The organism is Trichococcus flocculiformis (assembly GCF_900113645.1).
Lineage (GTDB): Bacteria > Bacillota > Bacilli > Lactobacillales > Aerococcaceae > Trichococcus > Trichococcus flocculiformis.
The window spans coordinates 1-25,790 of sequence record NZ_FOQC01000017.1 but is presented as its reverse complement, the minus strand read 5'-3'; the positions used below and the strand labels follow the sequence as shown (position 1 = coordinate 25,790).

22 protein-coding genes and 1 pseudogene are annotated in these 25,790 nt (G+C 46.5%); 10 read left to right on the top strand and 13 right to left on the bottom strand.

Translation table 11 applies throughout. The annotated features are described in order from the left end of the window. Nucleotides 1-9 precede the first annotated feature (9 nt). Nucleotides 10-1,023 carry a LacI family DNA-binding transcriptional regulator gene (locus BMZ71_RS07710; RefSeq protein WP_086989382.1) on the bottom strand — a complete coding sequence of 338 codons (1,014 nt, stop codon included), beginning with the start codon at nt 1,021-1,023 and terminating at the stop codon, nt 10-12. Between the two features lie 108 nt (nt 1,024-1,131). Continuing rightward, nucleotides 1,132-2,547 carry an aminotransferase-like domain-containing protein gene (locus BMZ71_RS07705; protein ID WP_086989381.1) on the bottom strand — a complete coding sequence of 472 codons (1,416 nt, stop codon included), beginning with the start codon at nt 2,545-2,547 and terminating at the stop codon, nt 1,132-1,134. A gap of 147 nt (nt 2,548-2,694) precedes the next feature. Here BMZ71_RS07705 and pdxS point away from each other — a divergent pair, with 147 nt between their 5' ends. Further along, a complete protein-coding gene (gene pdxS, locus BMZ71_RS07700) occupies nt 2,695-3,585 on the top strand; it encodes a pyridoxal 5'-phosphate synthase lyase subunit PdxS (protein WP_086989380.1) in 891 nt (296 codons plus the stop codon). 2 nt (nt 3,586-3,587) lie between these two features. Beyond that, on the top strand, nt 3,588-4,160 hold the full coding sequence (gene pdxT, locus BMZ71_RS07695) for a pyridoxal 5'-phosphate synthase glutaminase subunit PdxT (protein ID WP_086989379.1): 573 nt from the start codon (nt 3,588-3,590) through the stop codon (nt 4,158-4,160). A 245-nt stretch (nt 4,161-4,405) separates the two neighbouring features. On the opposite strand, the gene BMZ71_RS07690 is transcribed toward pdxT, so the two are convergent. From BMZ71_RS07690 to licT, 4 genes are all read right to left on the bottom strand, one after another. Next, entirely contained in the window at nt 4,406-5,815 is a 1,410-nt protein-coding gene (locus tag BMZ71_RS07690) for a 6-phospho-beta-glucosidase (RefSeq protein ID WP_086989378.1), read from the bottom strand. 11 nt (nt 5,816-5,826) lie between these two features. Then, a complete protein-coding gene (locus BMZ71_RS07685) occupies nt 5,827-7,245 on the bottom strand; it encodes a glycoside hydrolase family 1 protein (protein ID WP_068558760.1) in 1,419 nt (472 codons plus the stop codon). A 239-nt stretch (nt 7,246-7,484) separates the two neighbouring features. After that, a complete protein-coding gene (locus tag BMZ71_RS07680) occupies nt 7,485-9,443 on the bottom strand; it encodes a beta-glucoside-specific PTS transporter subunit IIABC (RefSeq protein ID WP_086989377.1) in 1,959 nt (652 codons plus the stop codon). A gap of 131 nt (nt 9,444-9,574) precedes the next feature. Then, complete coding sequence (licT, locus tag BMZ71_RS07675; RefSeq protein ID WP_086989376.1) at nt 9,575-10,414, bottom strand: BglG family transcription antiterminator LicT; 840 nt, start codon at nt 10,412-10,414, stop codon at nt 9,575-9,577. A gap of 204 nt (nt 10,415-10,618) precedes the next feature. On the opposite strand from licT, the gene BMZ71_RS14850 reads away from it, so the two are divergent. Continuing rightward, entirely contained in the window at nt 10,619-10,834 is a 216-nt protein-coding gene (locus BMZ71_RS14850) for a hypothetical protein (RefSeq protein ID WP_177187540.1), read from the top strand. Between the two features lie 39 nt (nt 10,835-10,873). On the opposite strand, the gene BMZ71_RS07665 is transcribed toward BMZ71_RS14850, so the two are convergent. Together BMZ71_RS07665 and BMZ71_RS07660 are read right to left on the bottom strand one after the other, a co-directional pair. After that, entirely contained in the window at nt 10,874-11,530 is a 657-nt protein-coding gene (locus tag BMZ71_RS07665; protein WP_086989374.1) for a YczE/YyaS/YitT family protein, read from the bottom strand. Between the two features lie 32 nt (nt 11,531-11,562). Further along, entirely contained in the window at nt 11,563-12,213 is a 651-nt protein-coding gene (locus BMZ71_RS07660; protein WP_086989373.1) for a pentapeptide repeat-containing protein, read from the bottom strand. Between the two features lie 131 nt (nt 12,214-12,344). Between BMZ71_RS07660 and guaD the strand changes: the two genes are divergently transcribed. Continuing rightward, nucleotides 12,345-13,715, top strand: a complete 1,371-nt coding sequence (gene guaD / locus BMZ71_RS07655) for a guanine deaminase (protein ID WP_086989372.1) — start codon at nt 12,345-12,347, stop codon at nt 13,713-13,715. 203 nt (nt 13,716-13,918) lie between these two features. Continuing rightward, entirely contained in the window at nt 13,919-14,299 is a 381-nt protein-coding gene (gloA, locus tag BMZ71_RS07650; protein ID WP_086989371.1) for a lactoylglutathione lyase, read from the top strand. A gap of 104 nt (nt 14,300-14,403) precedes the next feature. Here the strand turns inward: gloA and BMZ71_RS07645 are convergent, their stop codons facing one another. Then, the gene (locus BMZ71_RS07645; RefSeq protein ID WP_086989370.1) at nt 14,404-15,717 is read right to left on the bottom strand and encodes a uracil-xanthine permease family protein; all 1,314 of its coding nucleotides are present in this window, start codon (nt 15,715-15,717) and stop codon (nt 14,404-14,406) included. A gap of 328 nt (nt 15,718-16,045) precedes the next feature. Between BMZ71_RS07645 and BMZ71_RS07640 the strand changes: the two genes are divergently transcribed. After that, nucleotides 16,046-16,462: a bis(5'-nucleosyl)-tetraphosphatase gene (locus BMZ71_RS07640; protein WP_086989369.1), complete on the top strand. Its 417-nt coding sequence runs from the start codon at nt 16,046-16,048 to the stop codon at nt 16,460-16,462. A 249-nt stretch (nt 16,463-16,711) separates the two neighbouring features. On the opposite strand, the gene BMZ71_RS07635 is transcribed toward BMZ71_RS07640, so the two are convergent. The 4 genes from BMZ71_RS07635 to BMZ71_RS07620 all read right to left on the bottom strand — a co-directional run bounded on the left by BMZ71_RS07635 (nt 16,712) and on the right by BMZ71_RS07620 (nt 22,889). Beyond that, nucleotides 16,712-17,425, bottom strand: coding sequence for a GntR family transcriptional regulator (locus tag BMZ71_RS07635; protein WP_086989368.1), 714 nt, complete (start codon nt 17,423-17,425; stop codon nt 16,712-16,714). A gap of 196 nt (nt 17,426-17,621) precedes the next feature. Next, the gene (locus BMZ71_RS07630) at nt 17,622-19,697 is read right to left on the bottom strand and encodes a DEAD/DEAH box helicase (RefSeq protein ID WP_086989367.1); all 2,076 of its coding nucleotides are present in this window, start codon (nt 19,695-19,697) and stop codon (nt 17,622-17,624) included. After that, nucleotides 19,697-21,025, bottom strand: coding sequence for a BREX system ATP-binding domain-containing protein (locus BMZ71_RS07625; protein WP_086989366.1), 1,329 nt, complete (start codon nt 21,023-21,025; stop codon nt 19,697-19,699). The genes BMZ71_RS07630 and BMZ71_RS07625 overlap by 1 nt, the downstream gene beginning before the upstream one ends. Next, nucleotides 21,018-22,889: a tellurite resistance TerB C-terminal domain-containing protein gene (locus BMZ71_RS07620; protein WP_177187539.1), complete on the bottom strand. Its 1,872-nt coding sequence runs from the start codon at nt 22,887-22,889 to the stop codon at nt 21,018-21,020. The genes BMZ71_RS07625 and BMZ71_RS07620 overlap by 8 nt, the downstream gene beginning before the upstream one ends. Before the next feature lie 298 nt (nt 22,890-23,187). Here BMZ71_RS07620 and BMZ71_RS07615 point away from each other — a divergent pair, with 298 nt between their 5' ends. The 4 genes and pseudogenes from BMZ71_RS07615 to BMZ71_RS07600 all read left to right on the top strand — a co-directional run. Next, a complete protein-coding gene (locus BMZ71_RS07615; RefSeq protein WP_086989364.1) occupies nt 23,188-23,400 on the top strand; it encodes a type II toxin-antitoxin system HicA family toxin in 213 nt (70 codons plus the stop codon). A gap of 27 nt (nt 23,401-23,427) precedes the next feature. Next, nucleotides 23,428-23,829 (top strand): type II toxin-antitoxin system HicB family antitoxin, encoded by a 402-nt coding sequence (locus BMZ71_RS07610; protein WP_086989363.1) that lies wholly within the window; start codon nt 23,428-23,430, stop codon nt 23,827-23,829. Nucleotides 23,830-24,425: 596 nt separating this feature from the next. Next, entirely contained in the window at nt 24,426-25,463 is a 1,038-nt protein-coding gene (locus tag BMZ71_RS07605; RefSeq protein ID WP_086989362.1) for an Abi family protein, read from the top strand. A 127-nt stretch (nt 25,464-25,590) separates the two neighbouring features. Further along, a pseudogene (locus tag BMZ71_RS07600) lies at nt 25,591-25,790 on the top strand (IS5/IS1182 family transposase); the annotation flags it as partial.

Here is a 25,790-nt window from a genome sequence, read left to right as displayed (position 1 = left end):
GGAAATTTGTTACTTTATATTTTTTACACTTTCTCTTTCAATGATTTGATATGGCATGATAATCGAATGCACATCGTCAGCCTTCTTATTTATAATTTTGAATAATATTTCAGTTGCCTTCTCTGCCATTTTCACCAATGGTTGAGCAGTTGTTGTCAACGGCGGTACTGACATCTCAGATATTTTCAAATTATCATAGCCCATAATAGAGACATCTTCCGGTATGCTTATACCTAATTTATACGCAGCAGAAATCGCTCCGATAGCCATTTCATCGCTCGCACAAAATATCGCTGTCAATTCAGGAAATTGCTTCATTAATTGAATGAAGTTATCTCTTCCATCATCGAATCCGAACCCATTTCCTGATACTATTTGTTTTTCTTCAACTTCCATGTGAAGATTATCTGATATTGCTTTTTTGTAACCGTCAATTCGTGGATTCCCCGCAATTGGATCAGCAGAGCTTCCGCTTATTAAACCAATTTTTTTATGCCCCATCTTGATCAAATAATTGGTGGCTGCATAAGATGCATCATAATCATCAACTTTTACATATGGGACACTCGCATATTCAGCTGATTTCGTAGACAGCAATACACAAGGGATATTATTTCTTTTTATATAGTCATAATATTCCTTTCGCAGTATTTCACTGACGAATATAATGCCATCCACTCGCTTCTCGTGCAGCATCTTTAGATTCTCTTCTGTGCTTACAATATTCGATTTCGTGTAGGTGACAATTAAGTTTGAACTTTCTTGCTTGGCTATAGCATCAATTCCATTGATGAATTCTGAACTCAACAGGCTCGAAATCTCAGGTATGATAACACCTATCGTGTTCGTTTTTTTATTTATCAAGCTTCTGGCGACTTCGTTTGGTTCATAACCCAATTCTTGAGCTATTCTCATAACTTTTTTTCTTGTTTCTTCCGAACATCCAGGCTGATTATTTAAGGCTCTGGAGACTGTAGCGATAGAAACTTTTGCTTTTTCTGCAACATCTAGTATTGTACTCACAAAGCATCCCCTATTTCGTAAACGTTTACGTGGAATAATATATCATGTGTTTTTTGTTTTGTAAACGTATTTTTTTTAATAGACTGCGCAACAGATTTGCTTCCGGACTCATATCTTTGCATCCCGCTCCAAAAAATGACCGAAACTGAAACGGACCGCATTTTTTTTGTCGCCGAACTGGATACCTTCCTTCACGATCACTTTTTCTTCCAACAATTCCTGCAGCAGCTCATCCATCTCGGCATCGGTTTTATTGGCGAAATGACAATAAAGATGGTAGCCGCCTTTTGCCGGTTCAAAACTTATCTCTTGCCCATATTTGGTTCTGAGCCACGTCTGCAATTTGTCGGCGCGTTCTTTCAAAGCCGTAACGATGATCGGAAGATGTTCAGTGATCTCGCTCGCCAAATAATGTTCGGCCAACAGCTGCGGCAAGAAACTCAAGCCGGAGTCGATCTGATCGCGGATGTCGGCCAATTCCCGGACAATGGCGGCTGGTCCAACCATCCAACCGATCCGGATGTGCTGGCCGGCAAATTTGGACAAGGAACCCAGATACAGCACTTGTTGCCTTTTATCCAAGCTTTTCAACGGACGGTTATCGACGGATTCATCAAAAACAAAGCTTCCGTATGCATCATCCTCCACGATCGGGATGCGCTTCAGCAAACAATAATCAAGTATGGCCTGTTTCCGCTCAGGACTCATGACCGTTCCTGTCGGATTCTGGAAAATCGGATTCAGAAAAATCATCTTGAGAGGATACTGCAAAGAAGCTTCTTGGAGACCCTTAACGGTCATTCCCTCGTCGTCCATCGGAATCGGAATGATCCGCAGACCGGCAGCCTGGAATAATCGCAAAGAATAAAAATAGGAAGGCGCTTCGATACCGATCGCATCGCCCGGTTTCAGCAGCCCTTGCGTAATCAAAAATAAGGATTGCTGGGTTCCCGAAGTGATGAAGATTTCCTCCAGCGGGACAGTCATCCCGTACGCGGTCTGCAGGTGTTTTTGGACGCTTTCCCTTGTTGCTTTGATGCCGCGGTTTTCCTTGGTAAAGGTCGCTTCCCCGTGCAACATTTCCCCTAGCGAAATATCCGGGATCTTCAGTTCCGGCAAGAGGTCCTTCGGCAAATCCCCATTCCCCAAATCCAGAATTTCGCGCGTCTTGTGCTGTAACAATAGCTGCTTGACGTTCCTTTGATAAGGAGTGTCCACCGAAAAATTATCCGGGGTCAAGGAGGTCCGCCAATTGATGGTGGGCCTTGTCTGCATCCCCCATTTATTCGGATTCACGAATGTCCCGCTGCCCCTTTTGCGGATGAGGATTCCCTGCGTCGTCAGCTCTTCCAGTGCCCGGATGACGGTAGACCGGTTGACCTTCAGTTCCTCCGCCAACTTGCGTTCCGCCGGTAAAGCTCGGCCGGGGACCAAATCGCCGGCTTTGATTTTCTCTTCGATCAGCTGCATAAGCTGTTGATAGAGCGGCATGCCCTTATCCTGATCCAGTCTCCACTCCGCCATTCCTTCACTCTCCCTAGTTTTAACTCATTATACACCAAATTGGTTGGTTCGAAAACAGTCCAATTGGATGTAGGCGTTCCTGCAAAAAGGGATTATGATTTAACCATTCTTTCATCATTTTATCATTTAAACCAAGGAGGATTATTAATGACAACAAAAATCATCGGTTCAGAAAAAGTAAAACGCGGGATGGCCCAAATGCAAAAAGGGGGCGTCATCATGGATGTCGTGAACGCGGAGCAGGCACGGATCGCCGAAGCGGCTGGTGCCGTGGCCGTCATGGCTTTGGAGCGCGTGCCATCGGACATCCGCGCAGCCGGTGGGGTTGCCCGAATGGCGGATCCCAGCATCGTCGAGGCAGTGATGAGTGCGGTGAGCATTCCCGTCATGGCGAAAGCCCGAATCGGCCACATCACCGAAGCCCGCATCCTGGAAGCGATGGGCGTCGACTACATCGACGAGAGCGAAGTGCTGACCCCTGCCGATGAGGAATTCCACCTTTTGAAATCCGACTATACTGTTCCTTTCGTCTGCGGTTGCCGCGATCTGGGTGAAGCGCTGCGCCGGATTGGTGAAGGAGCTTCGATGCTGCGTACGAAGGGCGAGCCAGGGACCGGCAATATCGTGGAAGCCGTCCGTCATATGCGCAAAGTCAACGGCCAAATCCGCCAGTTAATCACGAAATCGGACGATGAACTGATGGCATTCGCAAAGGAAATCGGAGCTCCTTATGAATTGGTCAAGGAAATCAAACTACTCGAGAAGTTGCCTGTCGTAAACTTCGCTGCCGGCGGTGTCGCAACACCGGCTGACGCGGCCTTGATGATGAGCTTGGGCGCGGATGGCGTCTTCGTCGGATCCGGCATCTTCAAAGCCGAGAATCCCGAAAAATTCGCCCGCGCCATCGTCCGTGCGACAACCCATTACGAAGACTATGCCTTGTTGGCCGAACTGTCCAAAGGCTTGGGCGAACCGATGAAAGGGATCGACATCAGCACGCTCCACGCCTCCGAACGCATGCAAGAAAGAGGCTGGTAAGCATGACGAAAAAAATCGGCGTATTGGCCTTACAGGGTGCCGTCACAGAGCACCTGCAGGCACTGACTAAATTGGGAGTCACCGCATCTGCCGTCAAGCTGCCCGCCGATCTGGATGGCTTGGACGGACTGATCATACCAGGCGGCGAATCGACTGCCATCGGCCGTTTGATCCGCGAACAGCATTTCGAGGAACCGTTGCGGCAGTTATATGCTTCCGGCAAAGCGATTTTTGGAACCTGTGCCGGGCTGATTCTTTGCAGCACGGACAGCGATCATGTTCCAGAAGAATTGCGGCTCGGCTTCATAGATATCGAAGTCGAACGGAACGGCTTCGGGCGCCAAGTCGATAGTTTCGAAGCCCTGCTGCCTTTTGAAGGCATAGCAGAGCCGGTGGAAGCCGTCTTCATCCGCGCCCCTTACATCCGCTCCGTCGGAAAGGAAGTCCGCGTGCTCGCAAGCATCGACGGAAAGATTGTAGCGGCCGAAAACGACCAGATTTTGGTTACTGCTTTCCATCCGGAATTGACGGAGGACTTGTCGGTATTGGAGTATTTTTTGAAGAAAATCGGATAAGTCGGGTTTATCGGACAATTCTATCCTTATCGTGGCCCAACTTGTCCGATTTCTTACCGGTATCAGACAAGTTCGCCCCTTACTGGAACCAGGTTGTCCGATTCCCCCAAAGTATCGGACAATCGCGGCCAGCACCAACACAAAGTTGTCCGATAAACAAGCGTTATCGGACAACTCCCGGCTGGACAGCATAAAAAAATCCCCTGCCACCACGCTCTTGCGTGGTACAGGGGATTTTTAATGTTTTAATCCAAATCTTCGCCATTGCTGGCGATGGCTTTTTGGTACCAGTAGAAGGAATCCTTCTTCAGGCGATCCAAGCTGCCGGAACCGTCGTTGTTGCGGTCCACATAGATGTAGCCGTAGCGTTTCGCCATCTCGCCCGTCCCGGCCGAAACCAGGTCGATGCAGCCCCAAGACGTATAGGCGACGAGATCCACGCCGTCCAGCACAATCGCATCACGCATCGCTTTGACGTGATCGCGGAGGTAGGAAATGCGGTAGTCGTCATGGATTTTGCCATCGACGATTTCATCCACAGCACCCAAACCGTTTTCGACCACCATCAGCGGCAATTGGTAACGGGAATGGAAGGTGTTCAGAGCGACGCGCAGCCCCAATGGATCGACTTGCCAACCCCATTCCGATTCCGCCAAGTATGGGTTCTTTTCGCCCATCAAAGCATTGCCTTCACCCGGCACGCCGGATTGCGCAAAGCTGGCTGCGCTGGAAGCATAATAGCTGAAGGAAATGAAATCGACTGTATGTGCGGCCAAGATTTCCTCGTCGCCTTGTTCGAACGTAACGTTGATGCCTTTAGTGGCGAAGTAAGCCAATTTACTCGGCGGATAATACCCGCGGGCATGGACATCTGAGAAGAACAGTTTTTCTTCTTCTTTTCGTTGCGCTGACCAAACGTCTTCCGGTTTTGCCGACAACGGATAGACCGGCGCATAGGCGATCATGCAGCCGATGCGGTTGTCGGGATCGATTGCCCGTGCCGCCTTCGTCGCCAAAGCGCTGGCGACAAATTGGTGATGCAAGGCTTGATACATGATTTCTTCCTGGTTTTCGCCCGCTTCGGCTTTCGAACCGATTGAAATTTGCGGCAGGAACGTCGCCATGTTGATTTCGTTGAAGGTCAGCCAATAATTGACTTTCCCTTGATAGCGCTCGAACAAGGTAGTCGCATATCTTTCAAAAAATCCGATCAGCTTACGGTTTTTCCAGCCGCCGTAGTGATCGACCAGATATTGCGGCATTTCGAAATGGGAAATCGTCACCAATGGCTCGATGCCGTATTTGGCCAATTCATCGAAGACGTCATCGTAAAAGGCCAAGCCCGCTTCGTTTGGTTCCAGTTCATCTCCATTCGGAAAAATCCGCGTCCAAGCGATCGACATCCGGAACATCCGGAAGCCCATTTCTGCGAACAAAGCGATATCTTCCTTGTAGCGGTTATAAAAATCGATACCGATGTGTGAAGGGTGATAATCGCCCACTCCGGAGAAGCGCTCAGCGAAGTCACGCGAGCAGGTCAGTTGGTCGATGACCGATGGACCTTTCCCATCAGCGTCCCAACCTCCTTCAAATTGATTGGCGGCTGTAGCGCCGCCCCAGAAGAAACCTTCCGGAAATCCTTTACCTGCTGACATGACAATTCCTCCTATTTCTGTACCAAAGATGCGCCGTTTGTTGCGATGACTTCTTTGTACCAGTTGAATGATTTTTTCTTGTAACGGTTCAAAGTACCGGATCCGTCATCGTGGCGGTCGACATAAATGAAGCCATAGCGTTTTTTCAATTCTGCAGTCGATGCGCTGACCAAGTCGATGCATCCCCACGTCGTGTAGCCCATCACTTCGACACCGTCCGCAATTGCTTCGGCAACTTGCACCAAGTGATCGTTCAAATAGTTGATGCGATAATCATCGTTGACGGTCGGTTGTCCATCCTCACCGGTCACCAGCTGATCGACTGCACCCAAACCGTTTTCGACGATGAACAATGGTTTTTGGTAACGATCCCAGAAGTCGTTCAAGACGATGCGCAAGCCTTTGGGATCGATCTGCCAGCCCCACTCGGAAGCCTCCAGATAAGGATTCATCACCCCGCCGAGGATATTCCCTGCCCCTTTCACTTTCTTGGACTCGTCTGCTGTTTGTGTCGAGCTCATGTAGTAGCTGAAAGAGATGAAATCAACGGTGTTCTTGAGGATTTCTTCGTCTTCCGGTGTAATGTCCAACACAATACCGTTTTCGCGGAAATAGCGTTTCATGTAACCAGGGTAAGTGCCGCGTACATGTACATCGGAGAAGAAATAGTTTTGGCGTTCCGCTTCCATCGCAGCGATCACATCGTCGGGATGTGCAGTCAACGGATAGGTCGGCATCGCCAACACCATGCAGCCGATCTGGAAGTCAGGATTGATTTCGTGACCGATTTTCGTCGCCAAAGCACTGGCGACCAATTCATGGTGCACGGCTTGATACAGATCAGACTTAGACAACTTGTCTGGAGCCGTGGCAATCCCGCCGCTCATGAATGGCGCGTGGATGATCGAGTTGATTTCATTGAACGTCAACCAGTATTTGACTTTGTCTTTGTAGCGCGTGAAGACCGTGCGCACGTAGTTCTCATAGAAGCCGATCATTTTGCGGTTGACCCAGCCGTCGTATTCGCGGGCCAAGTGCAGCGGCGTTTCGTAATGTGACAGTGTGATCAGCGGCTCGATGCCGTATTTCGCCAATTCGTCGAACAGATCATCGTAGAACTGCAGCCCTGCTTCGTTCGGTTCCGTTTCGTCGCCGTTCGGGAAGATGCGCGTCCAAGCGATGGACGTACGGTAGGTTTTGAAGCCCATTTCCGCAAACAAGGCGATATCTTCTTTATAACGGTGGTAGAAGTCGATCCCTTCCAATTTCATATTGTCCGGTGTCGGTCCATCGGTAATCGGTCCAAAGCCGCCTTGAGGGGTTACGTCCTGAACGGACAATCCTTTCCCGTCAACATTATAAGCACCTTCGTATTGGTTGGCGGCTGTTGCGCCACCCCATAAAAATCCTTTTGGAAATACTGTTTGCATGTGATCGCTCCTGTTCTTCTGTTGTATCTTTAATTTATGGGTCTGTCTCTTTAGGTGACAGCCCTGAATGATCCTAATTCATCCCAAATGGGTTCGGGCGCCTGAGACCACAAACCTAATTTCCGAATATCTGGTTATTATTCGAGAACTTGGCTTGCGGTCTAGGTTTTTTCCCGGATATCTGGTTTTTATCCGGGAATATTGCTTGCATTAAAGATTGATTTCCCGAATATTTTTGTTTATGCGATGACCGTCAGCAGATAGTCGCCGTCAGTCAAGGTTGCTTCTTTCGTCGTGATGACATCCAAGTAGTCGTTGCTGTTTGTGACGATGATCGGTGTGATGATTTCATAGCCTGCTTTTTGGATAAAGTCGATATCGAATTCCAACAACAATTGGCCGGCCATTACTTTATCACCTTGTTGCACATGACTCGTGAAACCTTCTCCATTCAGTTGGACCGTATCCATCCCTACGTGGATCAGGATTTCTGTTCCGTTTTCAGTCGTCAGACCGATCGCATGTTGTGTCGGGAATAAAAGCGTCACCGTTGCATTTGCAGGAGCATAGACTTCACCGACAGTCGGACGGATTGCAATCCCTTTACCAAGTGCACCAGTCGCAAAAGCTTCGTCTGGAACATCCGACAAGACAACCATTTCGCCGATCATTGGGCTAGCGACCAAATCTTTTTCAGCCGCTGCACTCAAGTCTTTTTTTATTGCTTCAACAACTACGGAGTTTGTGTTCAATGTTGTTGCTAAATTTGTTGCAGGTGTTGCAGTTTCAGTTTCTCCGTAAAGAACCGGGATTTTTGAGAAGAAGACAAGCAAGAAGCCTGCAGCAAGTCCTACTGCACATACGATGAGGGAAGCCCAAAAATTGAAGCTCATTGTTCCATTTGCATCCAAGTAGCTAGGGAAAGAGAAGACACCCAAGCCGCCCATACGGTAGCTCGTTAATTTGAAAATACCTGCCACGACACCGGAGATGGCACCTGCAATACAGCTCAATTGGAACGGACGTTTCATCGGCAACGTGATCCCGTAGATGGCAGGCTCAGTTACTCCGAACAACCCGGATATGAAAGCCGGAATACTCAATTGTTTTACTTTTGCTTCTTTCGTTTTCAACATAATAGCCAATACTGCACCGGTCTGAGCGAAAGATACGCCTAATACAGTAGCCAACAACTGGTCATAGCCTTGAGTCGCCAAGTTATTGATTGCGATCGGCACCAAGCCCCAATGCAAACCGAACATGACGAACACTTGCCAGCCACCACCCAATACAGCACCTGCAACGATTGGGCTCAAGTTATAAACCCATGATACTCCCGCGCCGAGCAACGTTGCAGCCCACGTGGATATAGGTCCGACAAACAAGATGGTCAATGGAACGACGATCAACAAAGTCGTGAAAGGCACCATGAATAATTTCACAACATCCGGAATGACTTTCTTCAAGACATTTTCGACTTTGGAACCCAGAAAGACGGCCAGCAGAATCGGAACAACAGATGAGGCATAGCTCATCATAATGACTGGCAAGCCCAAGAAGGTCATGTAGATCGGTGATTCAAAAATGCTGCCAGCGAACAAAGTGTACAACGGATCCACACCAGCAGGATTGACCATGCCCGGATAGACCATTGCAGCAGCGACTGCCATCGCTGTGAAGCTGTTCATTTTGAAATGTTTGCTGGCTGTATAAGCAAGGAAGATCGGCAAGAAGTTGAAGAATCCGTCGCCCGCCGCTTGAATCAGGACATAGGCTCCATCAGTAGTTGACATACCCGCGGCCACCAAAAGTGCTGCCACACCTTTCAGCATCCCTGTAGCTGCCAAAGGTCCAAGAATCGGTTGGAAAATCTTCGAAATCATATCGATGAATTGGTTGAAAATAGTGCCTTTTGGACCTTCGTCCTCAGCTTCCACTTCGCCGCCGCCATTCAATCCCCCGACTGCGTTGACTGCTGCGTATACGTCCGGCACGTGATTGCCGATGACGACTTGGTACTGCCCGCCGCTTTGGATGACGGTGACGATGCCTTCACGTTTTTTCAAGTATTCCGTGTCCGCTTTGCTTTCATCAACCAATTTGAAACGCAAACGCGTAATGCAATGGGCCAAGCTGCGGACGTTTTCTTTGCCGCCGACATGAGTCAAAATGTCTCTTGCTAATTCTTCATATTTCATGTTGTATCCCTCTTTTTCTGTTTTTTTTATAAAAAAAACCTAAATAGAGAGCACGGGAATTTCTTCCCTGCTGTCTACTTAGGTTTTGCCTGCTTTACCAGTAACAATCCTCTTGAGAGCATCTTAGGTATTCACTTTTGCTGCACAACCCGATGGATATGGATCGTGAGGTAAACAATTTCGTCGGTCCCGACCTGGAAATGATGGGCCCCTCCGACATAGGTTGATATTTTATTGGCACAAGTAAAAGCAGTCGGATAGTTTCCCTTCACTTGCTCCAACAAGAAAGTGTCCGGAGCTGTCTGGAAAACTTCTCCCATGACGACCCGTTGCGCGAAATACTGCAGATGGGTATAGAACCGGTTATAGGAAATCGAGTCTTCATCGAAGGCGACTCCGAAATGCAAGCGGACGATGTTCAGGATATCCTGAACGATCCGAGTCACTTTCATCGTCTCTTCGATCAATTGCCCTTCCTTCTGCGCATTCACGAAATGAAGAGCGATGGATGTCGCTTCATCAGGTGCCATCAAGACACCTGTATGCTCCGCGATGAGTTCCAGCCCGATTTTGCCGAGCTCGTATTCCCGTCGATAGAACTTCTTCACTTCGAAGGCCAAAGGATTGGTCAAGTCGATCCCTTCCTTTGTCCGCTGGATGGCGTAATGGATGTGATCGGCAAGCGTCAGGTAGACGTTTGCTTGGAAGGTATGATCCAGCCGTGTCTCGGCCTCTTGAATGATCTTAAAAATGGCATCTGATTCTTCTTGCGGTAAATCCTGATAAATGGCCTTTAATTGATCGGCTGAATCATTTTCTTGGATGACGAAAGTTTTCTCAATCAACGATTTGTCGATCGCGTCTCCCGTTCTTTTCTGGAATCCGATCCCTTTCCCCATCACAATGACTTCGGATGCGTCTCCGGCCTCTGCCAAGACCACATTGTTGTTGTAGACTTTTCCGATTTTCATCTTTTCTCCCCATTCCCCCTTCCATTAAAAAAAACCTAAACTAACACCAAATGATGTGCACATCATCTCGTATCAATTTAGGTTTTGCCTGCACAACCAGTAACAATCCTATGAACAACATGTTAGCACTTCCAAGAAAAAGATGCAAGCCCTTTCCATAAAAAAACTTGTTTTCATTTAGCACGTTGGTGGAACAGCATTTTTTTGAAAACGAATATCATTCGCTTTATGACAAGTGCGTTGCGGAGCAGCATTCTGCGGTACAAAGATGGATTCTTTGCATTTATTCATGTTTTTGATCACATTTCGCGCCGTAGAGATGAATTCTTTATAGTTATTCATCTTTTTGGCCGTATGCCGCATCAAAAAGATGGATTCTTTGCGTTTATTCATCTTTGTGGGCGACATTCTGACTTTTGACGACAAAAGAAGCCGCCTCGCTAGGAGGCGGCCACTGCGTTACGCGCGCTCTTTGATTGTCATCATTTTCCGGAAAACGAAGCGGTCGTTCAATCGGTTCACGAAATGTTGCGTCACCGTGCCTGTGAAGAGCATGGCGAACACGGTCCCAAGCCCGACTCCGGCGATTCCTTCCAGGAACAGCAATGAAAATACCACGCTCAATCCGACGCAAACGACATCGAATCCCGTCTTCATCTGCTTGACTGTCAGTCCGAAATGCTCGGCCATCTCACGAACGAACAAGTCGAACGGAAGCGCCGGCAAACGGCAATTCAGCATCAGGCTGATACCCACAGACAACATGAAAAATCCGGTGAAAAAGAAGATGATCCGCAGCGGGATATTTGCAACGATGTCCGAAAAAAGCAATTCGAAGAAATCCAGCAAGTAGCCGAAAAGCAAAGCCAATGCAATCGAAAAGACATATCCCAAAAACTTCCGCGTAATCAGAGCCATCACCACCACAAGGGCCACTTGGAAGAGAAAGTTCCAGCTGCCGATCGTTACGTGCGCAAACATTTCATTCAAAACCACCGGTACAGAGGAAATCGTCGACACCCCTAATTCGCTTTTGATCATCAGCGACACGGCAATGGCATTACACAGCACGCCCATCACCAAAGCAAGTTCACTTGCCAACACTTTTTTCTCCATATCTTCCTCCTTATTCTGTCTTTCGCATTTTTTTACTTTTTGATGATTAACCCAAGCATCACAACAAAGTCTAATGCCTGTTCCTCGCTGACGACTGCTCCCTTGAGGTCCTCAAGCGTGACGCTGATGCGCTCGAACCGGCAGCTGCTGATGTCAATAGCCTTCAATGCTGTTCCTGTGAAATTGATGCCGGATAGCTCGCACTCCGAAAAATCGACTTTGTTCAGTTTGCAGGTGTAAAAATCGGCTTCATTCAAGCGGCAGTTCTCATAACGGACATTCTTCTGCTTGCTGAATCCCAAAGCCGCCATCTGCAAGTTGCATTCCCGGAAGAATACATCTTCAAAGACGCCTTCAGTCATCGAGGTACCGATAAGCCGGCAATTCACGAAGCGGACGCGTTTCATCGTCACTTCATCAAACTGCACATTGGCGAAATCGCAGCTTTCGAAGATGACATCCCGCAAATACAATTGCGGAACTGTCGCTTCGCTGAAAGTCACGTTCTGGAATCTGACTTCGGTGAACTCCACTCCTCGTCTGTCGCCGAGGTCAATGGCAGTATCTTTGAAGAGGGCATGCTCTAGGTAAGGTTCATCCGGATCGAAACAATCGGTGAAATTTTTTTCAGGCAAATCTTTTGGCATTACGGGTTCCATAATTTTGGCGGACAATTGGTTCATTCCTTCCTGATGGTTCTCTTACTCTAAGTATACCTGAATAATCTTCGCTTAGATATCAAAGCTTGCGCGAGCCACCCTTTCGTCTGCAGTGATATAATAGAGGTAAGGAAACAGGACATGGGGGAATTAGCATGGATTACTCATTTGAAAAAGTGTTTCGGGGGACAGCTTTCACGAGCAGGTTGCCACAGGAAGTGCGCGCATTGGAGGATTGTCTGTTTTGTCTGGATGCGGAGGGCTTGATCCGGCGCATTCTGCATCCGCAAGATCTTGAATATGCAAAGGTCTTAGCTGCCTACAGCGGAAGGGACTCATTCCGTGAGCTTTCTGACGGACAGTATTTTCTGCCGGGCTTCATCGATCTTCATATCCACGCTCCGCAATGGGCGCAAGCCGGCACTGCCATGGACATCCCTTTGCAGGATTGGCTAGACACCTATACCTTCCCTCTGGAATCGAAATTCTCCGACTTGGATTTCGCACGCAAAGTATACCAGGATCTCGTCACGACCTTGTTGGCTAACGGTACGACGACTGCGCTCTATTTCGCGACCATCCACAAGGAAGCAAGCTATCTGTTGGCCCAGATCTGCGCCGACAAAGGCCAACGCGGTTTTGTCGGGAAAGTGGTCATGGACGACAAGGAAAAGAATCCAGAATATTACCGGGACGAAAGCACCGAAGCCGCATTGGCGGATACGGAAAGCTTCATCCAGCAGGTCCTGGAATTGAACAAGACGACCAAACAAGGTGTCTATCCGGTCGTGACGCCCCGATTCATTCCGAGCTGCACGGACGAAGCGTTGGCGGGACTCGGCGAGTTAGCTAAAAAGTATGATACACATATTCAATCGCATTGCAGCGAAAGCGATTGGGAGCATCACTTTGTCCATGAGCGGATGAATAAGAGTGATGCATATGCGCTCCATGAGATGGGTCTTCTGCAGGACAAAGCGGTCATGGCGCATGCCGTCTTCCTATCGGATGAGGATGCCGGATTGTTCGCCGAAACCGGCACCGCAATCGCGCATTGCCCGATCTCCAATGTCTTTTTCTCGAACGGCGTCCTGCCGGCTGCACGTTTCACTCAAAAAGGGATAGACATCGGCTTGGGCACTGACATATCTGGCGGCTTCTCGCCGAGTCTATACGACAACATCAGACAAGCGGTCATCGCTGCGCGGATGCTGGAAGAAGGTGTTGATTCCGCACTTCCGGCTGCGGAACGCGGCTTACCGAAATCACGCATTTCCGCCAACGAAGCATTTTACTATGCGACTGCCGGCGGTGGACAGAGTTTGAGCCTGCCGATCGGACGCTTGGAAGAAAACTACATCTGGGATGTCCAAGTGATCGACGTCAACACGCCTAATGCCAAATTGCCTATATTCGATGCGGAGATTTCCATAGAAGATCTGCTGCACAAGATTCTCTTTTTGAGCCGTCCGGAAAATATCCGCGAGGTCTGGGTCCAGGGCGAATGCGTGCACAAACGGACGTAACCCGTGCATTCGATATTTTGACACTAGCAGAGCGGAATGTCCGATTCTTTCGGGTTATCGGACAACCAGCTTATCATTTGTCGTTGCTTTTTTCATATCGATAGTTAACTCTTTTAGTAAGCTCGGCTTCAGGCGAATAAAGTGCCTATATAACCTATTCATGTTAGAATGAAAATATGAAACTATTGGAGGATGAAATATATATGAACCAAAAACTCGTTGAGATTTGCCTGCGTGTCAGAGATATTGACGCTACTTTAGACTTCTATACGAATCTATTTGATTTTGAGGTTGCCAGCCACAGAAAATTCCCTGAAAATAAGTTTGATTTAATTTATCTGAATTCTCCCGGTTCTTCTGTGCAAATTGAGCTCACTTACAATTACGATGCCGAGCCTTATAATGTAGGGAATGGCTTCAGTCATTTAGGTGTGACTGTCAGTGATCTAGAAAAAATGCATGAAGTTTGTAAAGCTTCTGCTTATGAAACAGGTGAGTTAAAAGGACTTTCAGGCGGCACACCGACTTATTTCTTTGTGACGGACCCTGATGGCTATCGAATTGAAGTAAAGCGCGAAAAATAATTTTTCGAATACTCTAAAAATAAATAGTATGAAAAGAAACACGCAAGCAGCCAAGCGGATGCTTACGTGTTTCTTTTCATTCAAGCTGCTTAAGCAGCGTATGTTTAAGCTTTTTCTTTCAAAATGATGTTCAATACCAATGCAACGATTGTTCCTGCGGAGATACCGGATGAGAACAATCCGCTCAAGATGCCTGGCAATTGCGCTACTGTATCCGGAACAAAGGAAACACCCAGACCGACACCCAACGCAGAAGCGACGATGATCATGTTGCGGTTGTTGAATTCAACACGCGACAATGATTGCACACCGGCAGCGGCAACCGTACCGAACATCAAGATGCCGGCACCACCCAATACAGGTTGCGGCATGATTGAAATCAGCGTAGCAAATTTAGGGAACAGGCTCATCACGATCATGATGATACCGCCCATGATGGCTACTTTGCGGGAAGCATTGCGGGTCAACGGAATCAATCCAGCATTTTGGCTGAAGGTTGCGGCAGGACCGGAACCGATGAAAGGCGCGATGAATGAACCGAAACCATCCGCACGGACACCGGCAGCGATTCTTTCATCCGTCAGTTTCGTTTCCGTAACAGCGCCCAATGTCTGCATAACGCCGACTGTTTCGATGACTGTCACCAGATATCCGGATACAAAAGGAATTGCGTATTCAAGTTTGAAATCAGGCACTCCGAATTTGAAGAATTGTGGAAACGCGAACCATTCAGCGGCAACGACTTGCCCGAAGTCGACCATCCCCAACGGAATACAGACAACATAACCGATTGCGGCACCAATCAGAACAGCTGCTGGCGCAATTCTGCTTGGACCATAATGGTTGATCAAAGCGATGACCAAGAACACAAGCACTGCGATACCGATGTTCATCGGATTACCGAAATCCTCAGATCCGAAACCACCGCCTGCCCAGCCCATCGCAACGGACATCAGCGTCATCCCCATTAAAGAAATAACCGATCCGGTAACAACTGGCGGGAAAAATTTCAACAAAGGTTTTACAAAATAACTTAAACCAACTTCCAACAAAGCCCCCAACATCGTACCGCCGAAATAGGCAGTGATGCCGCCAGCACCGATGACGGAAGCAGCCGGCGCCACAAAGGCAAAGTCAGTTCCCATGATCGTCGGTAAGCCTGCACCGACGCGGAACCATTTCGGACCAAAACCTTTTGATTGAATGATTGAAACGATACCCGAGGCCAAAAGCGCCGCGCTGACCATATAAGCAGTATCCTCAACCCCGAAACCTGCGATTCCGGCAATAATAAGCGGTACTGCCACTAAACCACCAAAAGCGGTGATGACGTTCTGAAATCCTAAAACGATTGTCGTGCCTAAATCCGGTTTATCTTCCACACCGTAAGTCAGGCCTGAATGTACTTTCTCTTCCATGCTTCTCCTCCTGATAACGAACATTAATTATTGCAAAACAAAATATAATTCGTTTATTAACGACAAATAAAATTATATCGATATCACATACAATTGTAAAGTGTAAATACCGAATTATAAGGGCTTTCATTATGAGAATCTTCACATTTTCAAGCTTCACAGGGATTGGAAGCGAACATTCCAGAGTTTTTACGGGTATTCGTACCGAAATATCCGAATTATGCAAAAAGATTCCATGGCTGATTTGAATGCTATGTGGGCAAATTTTTTGTTATACTGTAAGCACACATCTGTATGGATGACGAAACAAATGAATGGAGCATCAACTATGAAATCAGAAAAATCATGCGGAGCCATCGTGCTCTCCCCAGACAACACGAACCGAAAAGTACTTTTGATCAAACATGAAAACGGCGGCCATTGGGCTTTCCCGAAAGGCCACGTTGAAACCGGCGAAACGGAAGTCGAAACAGCATTGAGGGAAATCAAGGAAGAAACCGGCTTGAACGCTGACCTCAGCACCGCTTTCCGGAAATCCGTCAGCTACTCTCCGGCTCCCGACGTAATGAAAGAAGTCGTCTACTTCATCGCCTTCGCTCACACAGAAACGATTGAAAAACAGGATGCCGAAGTCACCGACTTCGCCTGGATGCCGTTCAACGAAGCTTTACAGGCCATCACCTATGATAACGACAAAAGCATCCTGCAGTCCGCCATCGATTTCATTGAAGGCATGAAAAACTAATAGAAAACACAGAAGGTCCGCCTCATTTTTCGAGGGGGACCTTCTGTGCTAAAAATTTCAATAATGTATGCTTCTCCGGCGAATGACGGCTTGGCAGGAGTTCATGATGCTTTTCGGATATCCTTCTTAGGCTAGCGCTGTGCCACCAGAGGATGGGAGCGATTGCCCCCCTTCTCCGTCCAACGACAGCTTCCCCGGAGTTCAAGCCACCGCGCCGCCAAATCGCAACTGCCCTCACAGAACTTCCGCTCAATTGCGCGTCAAAACGATTTCGACGGCAAATTTATCGTAGCGATGGACAGAGGTGGAGAACTCAAACGCATGACCGGTATCGAGATAGCCGACCTGTTCGGCTACCGCCACAGGATCACCCTTTTCCAGTCCCAGCTCATCCGCTTCGAAATCAGTGGCTTTGCGAACAGAAACCGTCCGATGCGCACTTTGTATTTTCAAATGAAGATCCTTTTCGATGTAGTCATAAATGGATCCGTTGATATTTTTTTCTTTGATGTTAGGAATCAAATCAATCGGCATGTAGATTTTTTCCATGACGGTCGGCTCGTCCTCCACATAGCGTACGCGATAGATGTCATATACAAAGCTGCCAAGAGAAATATTCAACTTTTTCGCGGCATCTTCCTGCACCTTCACGATTGAAAAGTTCAGTATTTTGCTGTGGACCTTCTTCCCGGCATTGAGCGCAGTTGTGCCGCGGAATTGATTCGCCATCGTCACGCGCTCGATTTCCTCCAGATTCAGATCCTTCACAAAAGTACCGGATCCTCTCCGTTTGATGATCAACCCTTCCGCAACCAAAATATCCACCGCTTTTTTGACCGTCATTTTGCTTGCGTTGTAATGGATGCACATATCTTTTTCGAAGGGAATCTGTTGATTAGCAACGAACTCTCCATTTACGATTTTATTCCGAATATCGTTGGATATGACGACATATTTTTGCATATCTTAGCACTGCACCTCTCGTTAAATAATCTAGCTTTAAACAAGAAAAGTCAAAATAATTAGGCTTTATAGAAAAAAGTCTATATTTTTAGTATGCATAAAATATGGCTTTAAGACAATCTTTCCGCCTTCATAGACACGAAAAAGAGCACAACACCAAAAATGATGGTATGCCCTATTTCGTACTCTGTCACATTCAAACCGAAAAGAAGTTGTTCAGGATCCATTTGATTTTCAAGCATGTGGGAACCAATTGCATAAATTTTTGATGGACCGTCAATTCTTCGATGGCCTTCTCGTTTCTATCTAGGTAGGCCGCAACGGTGTCCAAAGAAACATCCTCATCAGTCAGCCTTTGCATGATTCTTTTCAGGTCGGGACCGGTAATCAAGGAATGCTTATCGTGCAATTGATACTTCTCCCCCTCACCCACAATACTCTTGATGAGCAACAGCAAAGCGATATTGAACTTGGTGCCTTTGAACGTCACGATGCCGATATTGGTCTGATTGTCCTCAAACCAATAATTGCCTGCATCAAAGTAGAGTGCACTTTTCAGAAAGTCAAAGTCGCGCGTAATCTTATCGTTGTTCAGATTCAGGTACTCTCCCGTCCGCAGTAACTTTTCCATATTTTCCCGTACTTCATTGGAAACGAAACCTTCGTCGCTGATGAATTTCGGCGGTTTTCCCTCTTTTGATCTTTCCACCTGGATGCGCTTTGCCTTAACATCGATATCTTTCACGATCCATACCCGGCCCGCCAACAGAATTTTGCTTTCGATTTGGATTTCCGGTGTGAACGGCAGACTGCCGATGCGCTCATGCTGATAGTGCACAGAAAAATCACTGGTCGTGAAAAACAGTGCATAGAAATCCCTGGAGCGTAGCAGACGTTCTCCCTCCAAGCCGACGATGGCTTCGTCATCCATGATTTCAATGAAATCCTGTTCCACCATGTAGCCGATCAACAGCGCCAAATCTTCATCCGGAATCGTTCTCCAGACTGGAAAATTCTTGTTCAGCTGCAGCAATTGTGTCATCGGTACACTGACCTTTTGGAAGAGGATCGCCATCACTTGATGCGCTAAGGCATTGTAGGGTGTCTCGATCATTTCCGTCGCATCCAGTTCGCCCTGCTCGAGCAAATCCAGTGCGGCATAGGTTTGCAGCATTTCCCAGGAGTCGTCTTCCACAATATGAAGGATGCTTTGGTGGCTTCTCCGTCCGCTGCGTCCCAGTCTCTGGCTCAGCGAAGAAGTGGATGGTGGGGAGCCATACTGCACCACGCTGTCCACCGATCCGATGTCGATTCCCAGTTCCAGTGTGGAAGTACAGGTGATCGTGAACAGCTGCTCCTCGTTATTTTTGGCAAAAAATTCAACTTCTTCACGCAACAGTTTATCGACTGACGAATGATGCGCAAAATAGCGGATCGGTGCGTTCTCCTTTTTTGCCATCTTGTCCAACTTATGGGTGATTTCTTCCACCCGGTTACGCGAATTCGGAAAAATCAGCATCGTTTCTGTTTTGGAATACCGATAGATCGCCTCCAAGGATTCCCGTGCGACGAATGGACCCGCCTCACCACTCGTGTAGTCTATCGTGATGAACAAATCATTTTTATCGCGGTCCACGAGGATATCCGTATGGCGCGGGCTGCCGAAGAAGGCTTTCGCATAGCCAAAATCTTTTTTATTTAGGGTTGCGCTCATCGCAATGAACCGCGGTGCTTGCATGAATCGGCTGATTCGTTGCAGCAGCGACTGTAGGTGAATGCCCCGTTCCGTCCCCAGAAAACTATGGAGTTCATCGATGATGATCCATTCCACTCCTTTAAAGAGGTGCTCCGCTTCACCCGGCCGGTTCACCAGCATCCCCTCGATCGATTCCGGCGTAATCAATAGAATACCTTTCGGTTGATTGACAACCTTTCTTTTCTGCGTTTGGGACACTTCGCCATGCCAACGCGTAATCGGAATATCCAAATATTCACTGAGCTCGCTGATGCGCTGAAATTGATCATTGATCAAAGCTTTCAAAGGGGAAACGTACAGCACCTTCAGCCCTGTTTCCCAATCTTCGACACTGTTCAACGCCGGAATGAATGCCGCCTCCGTTTTCCCCGATGCCGTCGGAGCGGACAAAATCAGGTTATGATCGGTATTGGCAACCTGTTTGATGGCCGCACTTTGAATATTCGTTAAGCTTGGCCAGCCTTTATCATAAATGTACTGTTGGATATCTCGACTGAGACTGTCGAATGCCTGCATCAGTAGACCTCTATTTCATCGTGATCATCTGCATCCTTCGCCACAACTGAAGACTTTCTGCCGAAGCGATCGGCAAGGATCTGAGCGAAAGAATGGTCCGGGTTCTGGCGCTGCAAGGACAGAATTTCGATATAATCCTTGATGACGGACCGCGGCGTCAAAAATGCTGCAGCTCCTGGCCGGTTCAACTGGTCTTCCATGTATTGCTGGATTTCGTTGTCCTTCACCGCCAGAGTCGTTTGATAGGCCGTATTGTATATTTCCAACAGCTTGGTCAAAAGGATAAAGATTTCTTCCGGTGTCAGCGGCTTCAGATCGATGACGGTACTGTTCACATTGACATAGTCCTTATTTTTCATCAATTCGTTCCCGAAGCGTGTTTTCAAAGCGCCGTAGCTGGCCAACCCTCTCCGCTCGTCATAAACCGTGTTCTTCGTTGCGCCAAAATTGATGAACAACCCTTTTGCTTCATTCGTTTTCGTTTCGTTATACAGATTGAGGATCATTTCATAATTTTTTTCCCGGGTCAAAGAACGGGGTAATTTGTACAGATTGACTGATTCATCAAAGTTTATGACAAATCCCTTGTAGCCGATCTTCAGGAATAATTCCGCCAGATTTTTCAAGGCGATGAGATAGTTTGCATCGTTGATGACGTTCTTGATGCCCAATTCTTTGGAGGCTTCCGTTTTTGTCGTGATATCCCCGCGGATCCAACGAATCGCTTCAATCTGAAGGGACATATTGTCGCCGGCAATCCCTTCAAAATATTTCATCAACGCTTGCCCGAATTCATATGACAGCCCCGATGAATAGAAGGAATTCGTCGTCTTCAGAATGGCATTCTCCACCAATTTCCAATGGGACTTTTCCATCAAAACGGGAACGGTGAGGCTGTTTTCCGCGGCAATCTGCTCGAGCAGAACCTGAATCCATTGCTGGACGATTGTCTCGATGGCATTACCGTCGCGGTTATTCTTAATGACGATTTTATTGACGACTTCGTTATACAACGCCAACGCTTTCCCGGATGAATCATAGAAACGACGCGTCGGGGTCAAGTCGATTGTGGAGACAACGAAATTCTTTTGCAACGCCAACGATTCGATCGTCCGCAAAACAAAACTTTTGCCCGACCCGAAATCACCTACCCAAAACCGCAGATCGCTATTGCCGTCTTCCAACTTTTGCAAGGTTTCGATGATTTCCTTGACTTCATTGCTCCTGCCCACCAAAACGTGCTGGACCCCTTTTACCGGTACGACCCCTGCCTCAAGCGAGGCGATAATCGTTTGGGCATCCTTCTTTCTCAACCTACTTTCAGCCATATAGCCATTCCCTCATTTCTTCCATAAAATCCTCTTCGATGATGACCTGCTGCTGGCTGATCACCAGTACTTGATCATCAAATATTTCATACAGCACTTCATTCAATTCTGTTAGGTACGCCTGATGGAGTTTTCCATTATTTTTTGCATGTACTTTAAAGTCATCCAAAGATATCCCGTTGCCTACCACCAACTGTTTCAGGAACAGCATATGCTCAGACTCCTGCTCACTGTCCAGATTTTCCGGTTCTTCTATAATAGTTTCGGTAGCAGATACCGATGTGGAGACCGCACTTTCTGATTCGCTTTGTTCCTCAGCCCGCGACATCTCCATGTCGGCAAACATGTTCAGGCTCAAAGCCGCATTCAGCTCTTCGCTTGTTTCATCCTCACTCAGGTAGGTGTCGACCATATCAATAATGGTATCCAAGGCAGAATGCGAAGCAGTGATCAAGGCTGTGTCCAGCTTGATTTCTCTGCGCATCGGTTGCGCGCATTCCTTCAAAAGCTCAGGCAGACTTTCGAAAGGCAGAGTCGCATCAAGAAGGAGCTGCTGATAATCGGCCTGTCTGGTTGGATGAATGAAGCCATCCCGTTGTTTTTGCACCGCTTTTGATACCGGCAAATCCATCTTTTCCATCAAAAAAATAAACAGGATACGCTTCTCCTGATCCTCGCTTTGCTTGATCACTTTCGTAGCTATCTTTTTCAGATCCGGATCTTTTGCAACATCCTCAAGCAGCCCACTGAGCTGCTCCAGCGGTTGGCTGATGAACAGGTTGCCAGCCTCATGCCAGACGGTCTTGTTCACGTTCCGCAAGGCTGCGATGGTCGGATAATCCAGCTCCAACTCAACTTCCTGGCTCAGAAATCCTTGGATTTTCAGGAACGTTTCATCAGGCAAATATTTTTGCAGATTCTGCAGGCTTTCCTCAGCAGGCACCACGCGGAGACCCTCGACCTCCTTGCGGATCATATTTTCGGCTAGGAGATAAAGGTCTACCGGCAAGCGGACCGTTTCTGCCCAGATACGCTCATCATCCAGTGGCAAGTGGAAATATTTCCTGAAATAATTATTGGGTTTGATCTTCCATTTGATGGATCCATCCTCAAGATCATGCAAGACAATTTGCATAAGGTCCACGTATTTCCCCAAACAGAGGGTCATGACAGCCGGTACTTCGGTAAACCTCGTCACCCGTCTCCTCAGGTGATTGAAATAATCCATTTCGATCCCGTCAAAAATTTGTTTTTCGCGCAACATTCCTGACGGATCCCACCAAACAATTTTGGTGCCGAATTGCGTCAATCCAAATTTTATTCTGGTCTCCTCATCCGGAAAAGGTAAATATTTACGATGTTTTTCAACCTCGCAGACGAGTATTTTTTGAATGTCCCGGGGCAACATGGCTTGTAGGTCATAGGAAAAATAGGCTTCTGGATGCATATTATCCTGTCTGTAAAACGAGAAAACCACCTCTCTGGATAACCGGTAGATTTCGTCAAAAGCAGTCACATGATAATAGTAACGCTCATATTTCACATGTTTGATATTTTTACGCTTCTTCTTCAATTCCATATCGACGATGGTGCATAATCTTTCAAATAGTGCACCAACCACTTCCTCAACTTGCTCTGTAAAATTGTCATTCATTCTTACTGGCGGAGAAACGTAACTGATCCAAGCCATTTCCGCAGCCTTTTTCTCAGCTTTCTTTTGAGCTATTTTCTGACGTTCCTGCTCCGCGATAAGATCTCGTGGATTGATGAAAGACTCCTCCGTATGCACCAATTCGATGATCGATATCTTTTCTTCTTCGGTTAGTTTTTTATTTTTGAATATTTTATTTATGAATTCGAACATGTTGGACGCCCCCCCTTCCCCAGTCGCTGTGTAGAATACCATTTAAGTATACGTCTATTGGGACATATATTCAAGAACGCGTGTTCTATGAATTTTGGATTAAAGCCCTGTCCAATTGCATTAGAGTTAGATTGGCGAAACACGGTCCGAAATAAGTTGCACATAGACGAAATTTTAAAGTTTCCAGAGTATATTCCCGTAAATTCTAGGGATTGATGGAATAGGTAAAATCTGTAGAATTAAATTGTTTCAATGAATTACAGAATTGGAAAATGCGCATAGTGCGTATATAATGTAAATGTGGACAGGAGTTACAGAGAAGTCACAAACAGCCAGGAAAGTTTTGAAGTTATTAAAGGAACATGGGTTCATTGATGTTCGCATCATTGGTGACCATCATCGTTACGAAGATGAAACAGGACATAAAGTAACGGTGCCTTACAGTGGTCTCAAAGATGAACTAGCTCCTGGCACTTACAACAATATTCTGAAGCAAGCCGGACTAAAATAAATGATTTATATAGAGGGGGAAATTATTATGGCGCACACGCACTATGTTGCTTATCCCGCAGTTCTCGAGGATAGCGAAAATGATACAGGAACATACACAGTAACCTTTCCGGATGTCCCGGGAGCAATTTCCGAAGGAGTCGGAATTCCAGATGCACTGGCCAAAGGTGCTGAAGCATTGGAATTGATGCTTTATGATGAAAAAAACCTACCCGTAGCATCCCACTTATCAGATGTCCAAGCCGATAATCCCGAAGCGATTGTGAGCTATATTATGGTTGATCTTATTGCAGCCGCTAAAAAAGTAAAAATGCCTTTTGTCAGAAAAAATACAACGATTCCTGTCGATTTGGCTGAACAAGCTGAAGAAGCCGGCATCAATTTCTCCGCAACGTTAACAGAAGCGTTGAAAGAAAAATTAAGAGTCTAGCCTGCTGGACTCTTTTTTTCATACACATATTCCACACAAAATACATTAGGATAGAAGATATTCACACCTACGTCCAAATCCATAGGTATAATTTAGAAAATTGTATTGTCGGAGGAGACTTCAATAGCAATGCTATCTGGAACAAGGGGCATAAACGCAGAAATCACTCAGCAGTTGTTAATGACTTAAAATCTGCAGGACTTGATAGCGCCTATCATGTATTGAACAAAGAAATTCAAGGATGCGAAACGCAAAAAACCTTTTATTTATACAGGCACCAGACTCGACCCTTTCACATAGATTATTTCTTCTGCCCGGCAACCATCTTACAATCATTTGAAATAGAACCTTATGACAAGTGGATAAGTTACAGTGATCATATTCCAATCATGGTAGAAATAGATGTGTAGAAATTCTCATCTCTCATCAATTTACCTTTCTAATGAATTGGTAGATTGCATAAGCCAAAACCTTGTTATTTTCAGCCTGACATGTTAGTATAATTCTACTAGAACTTACCACGCTTCCTTGATCGAAAGATCGATAGCGGACCAGGGTAAGTCTTTTTTTTTGAGTAGATAGCGAGGTGGATTAGTTTGACCTATTTTTTTGAAACATACCAACAAGTTGTACAGGTAATTGAGGAACAGCAGAACCGCCCAAGGTACTTCAAAAAAAGTAAAGATGTAGGGGAATTGATGAAGGAACCCTCCACTTTGGAAAATTTTATAACAATCCTTTCTGGAGAGGATGAAGGTCATAACTTGTCCTTTACAGAAGAAGAGAGGCAAATTGCTCAAGAATTCTTCCAGTACAATAACTATTACAACTTTTCCATCTTTCCGAAACTTCTCCCTTGTCAAGGGGATAAGTATTCCTACACAGACGCTCTACGAATCTACCAAATTGATGAATTCCTGCGCAGAGAAATCCACTATTTCACCTCTCGAATCGAGAAATGGATCAAAACAAGTGTCGCCTATCACCTCAGTCACATATATGAAAATACCGAATATGTAAAGGCGGAATGCTATCTCGATCCTGCTCTATATAACTCCCATAAGACATATCTTGAAACGATGGAAAGCTTTGCTGGGGCACTCCATAAGAGCAAGGAACCATTTATTGAGCACCATTTCAAGCAGCGGAATGGTTGCATTCCTATTTGGGTCTTGGTGGAAGAACTCACCTTCGGCCAAGTGGATACCTTCCTATCCGTATTGAATACTGATTATCGAAATGAATGGTCGGATAGGGTTTTCGAACGAGAAAACAGAAAGTTTGTCCTTAGCTGGATCTCCGTGTCCCGTTACCTTCGGAATATATCCGCACACCATAGCCGTTTTTACGGGAAGAAGTATATTGTTCTTCCCAGATTAAAAAAGGAAGACATGAAACAATATGGTGTTACTAATGGAGATAAAAACACCCTCTTCGTAGCTTTGCTTGTTCTAAAATCCCTTCTCTCCTTCCATTCCCTTCAAGTACAGTCTGAATGGAATCTGTTCATGGATAATTTAGAAGAGATTTTGAATGACAACACTGAGATTATTAACTATCGCTTAAATGGACTAAGAGAAAACTGGAAAAGTGCCCTTGTGATTGAAATAGACCCTGTAAATAATGTCTACTGAATAATTAACAAACCTTATCATAACAGCGTTTTTAGATGTTTTTTGGTATAATAGATGCATGGAATCCAGCGCAAAACACCAAAAACCCGTGCACTTTTTTCAAAAATGATACGAAGAGGCGATGAAAATGTACAAAAAGCAGACGAATCGGCAATTAACCATTTATGACTTCGATCAGCCATTGGGCCTGACGATGAACCCAGAAAACCGTTGGGTCAAAAAAGCGGATTCGATTCCCTGGTCAGTCATTGAAGATAAGTACGCTGCTCTGTTCAACAGTGACAGAGGAAACATCGCCAAACCGGTAAGGATGGCACTAGGTGCCTT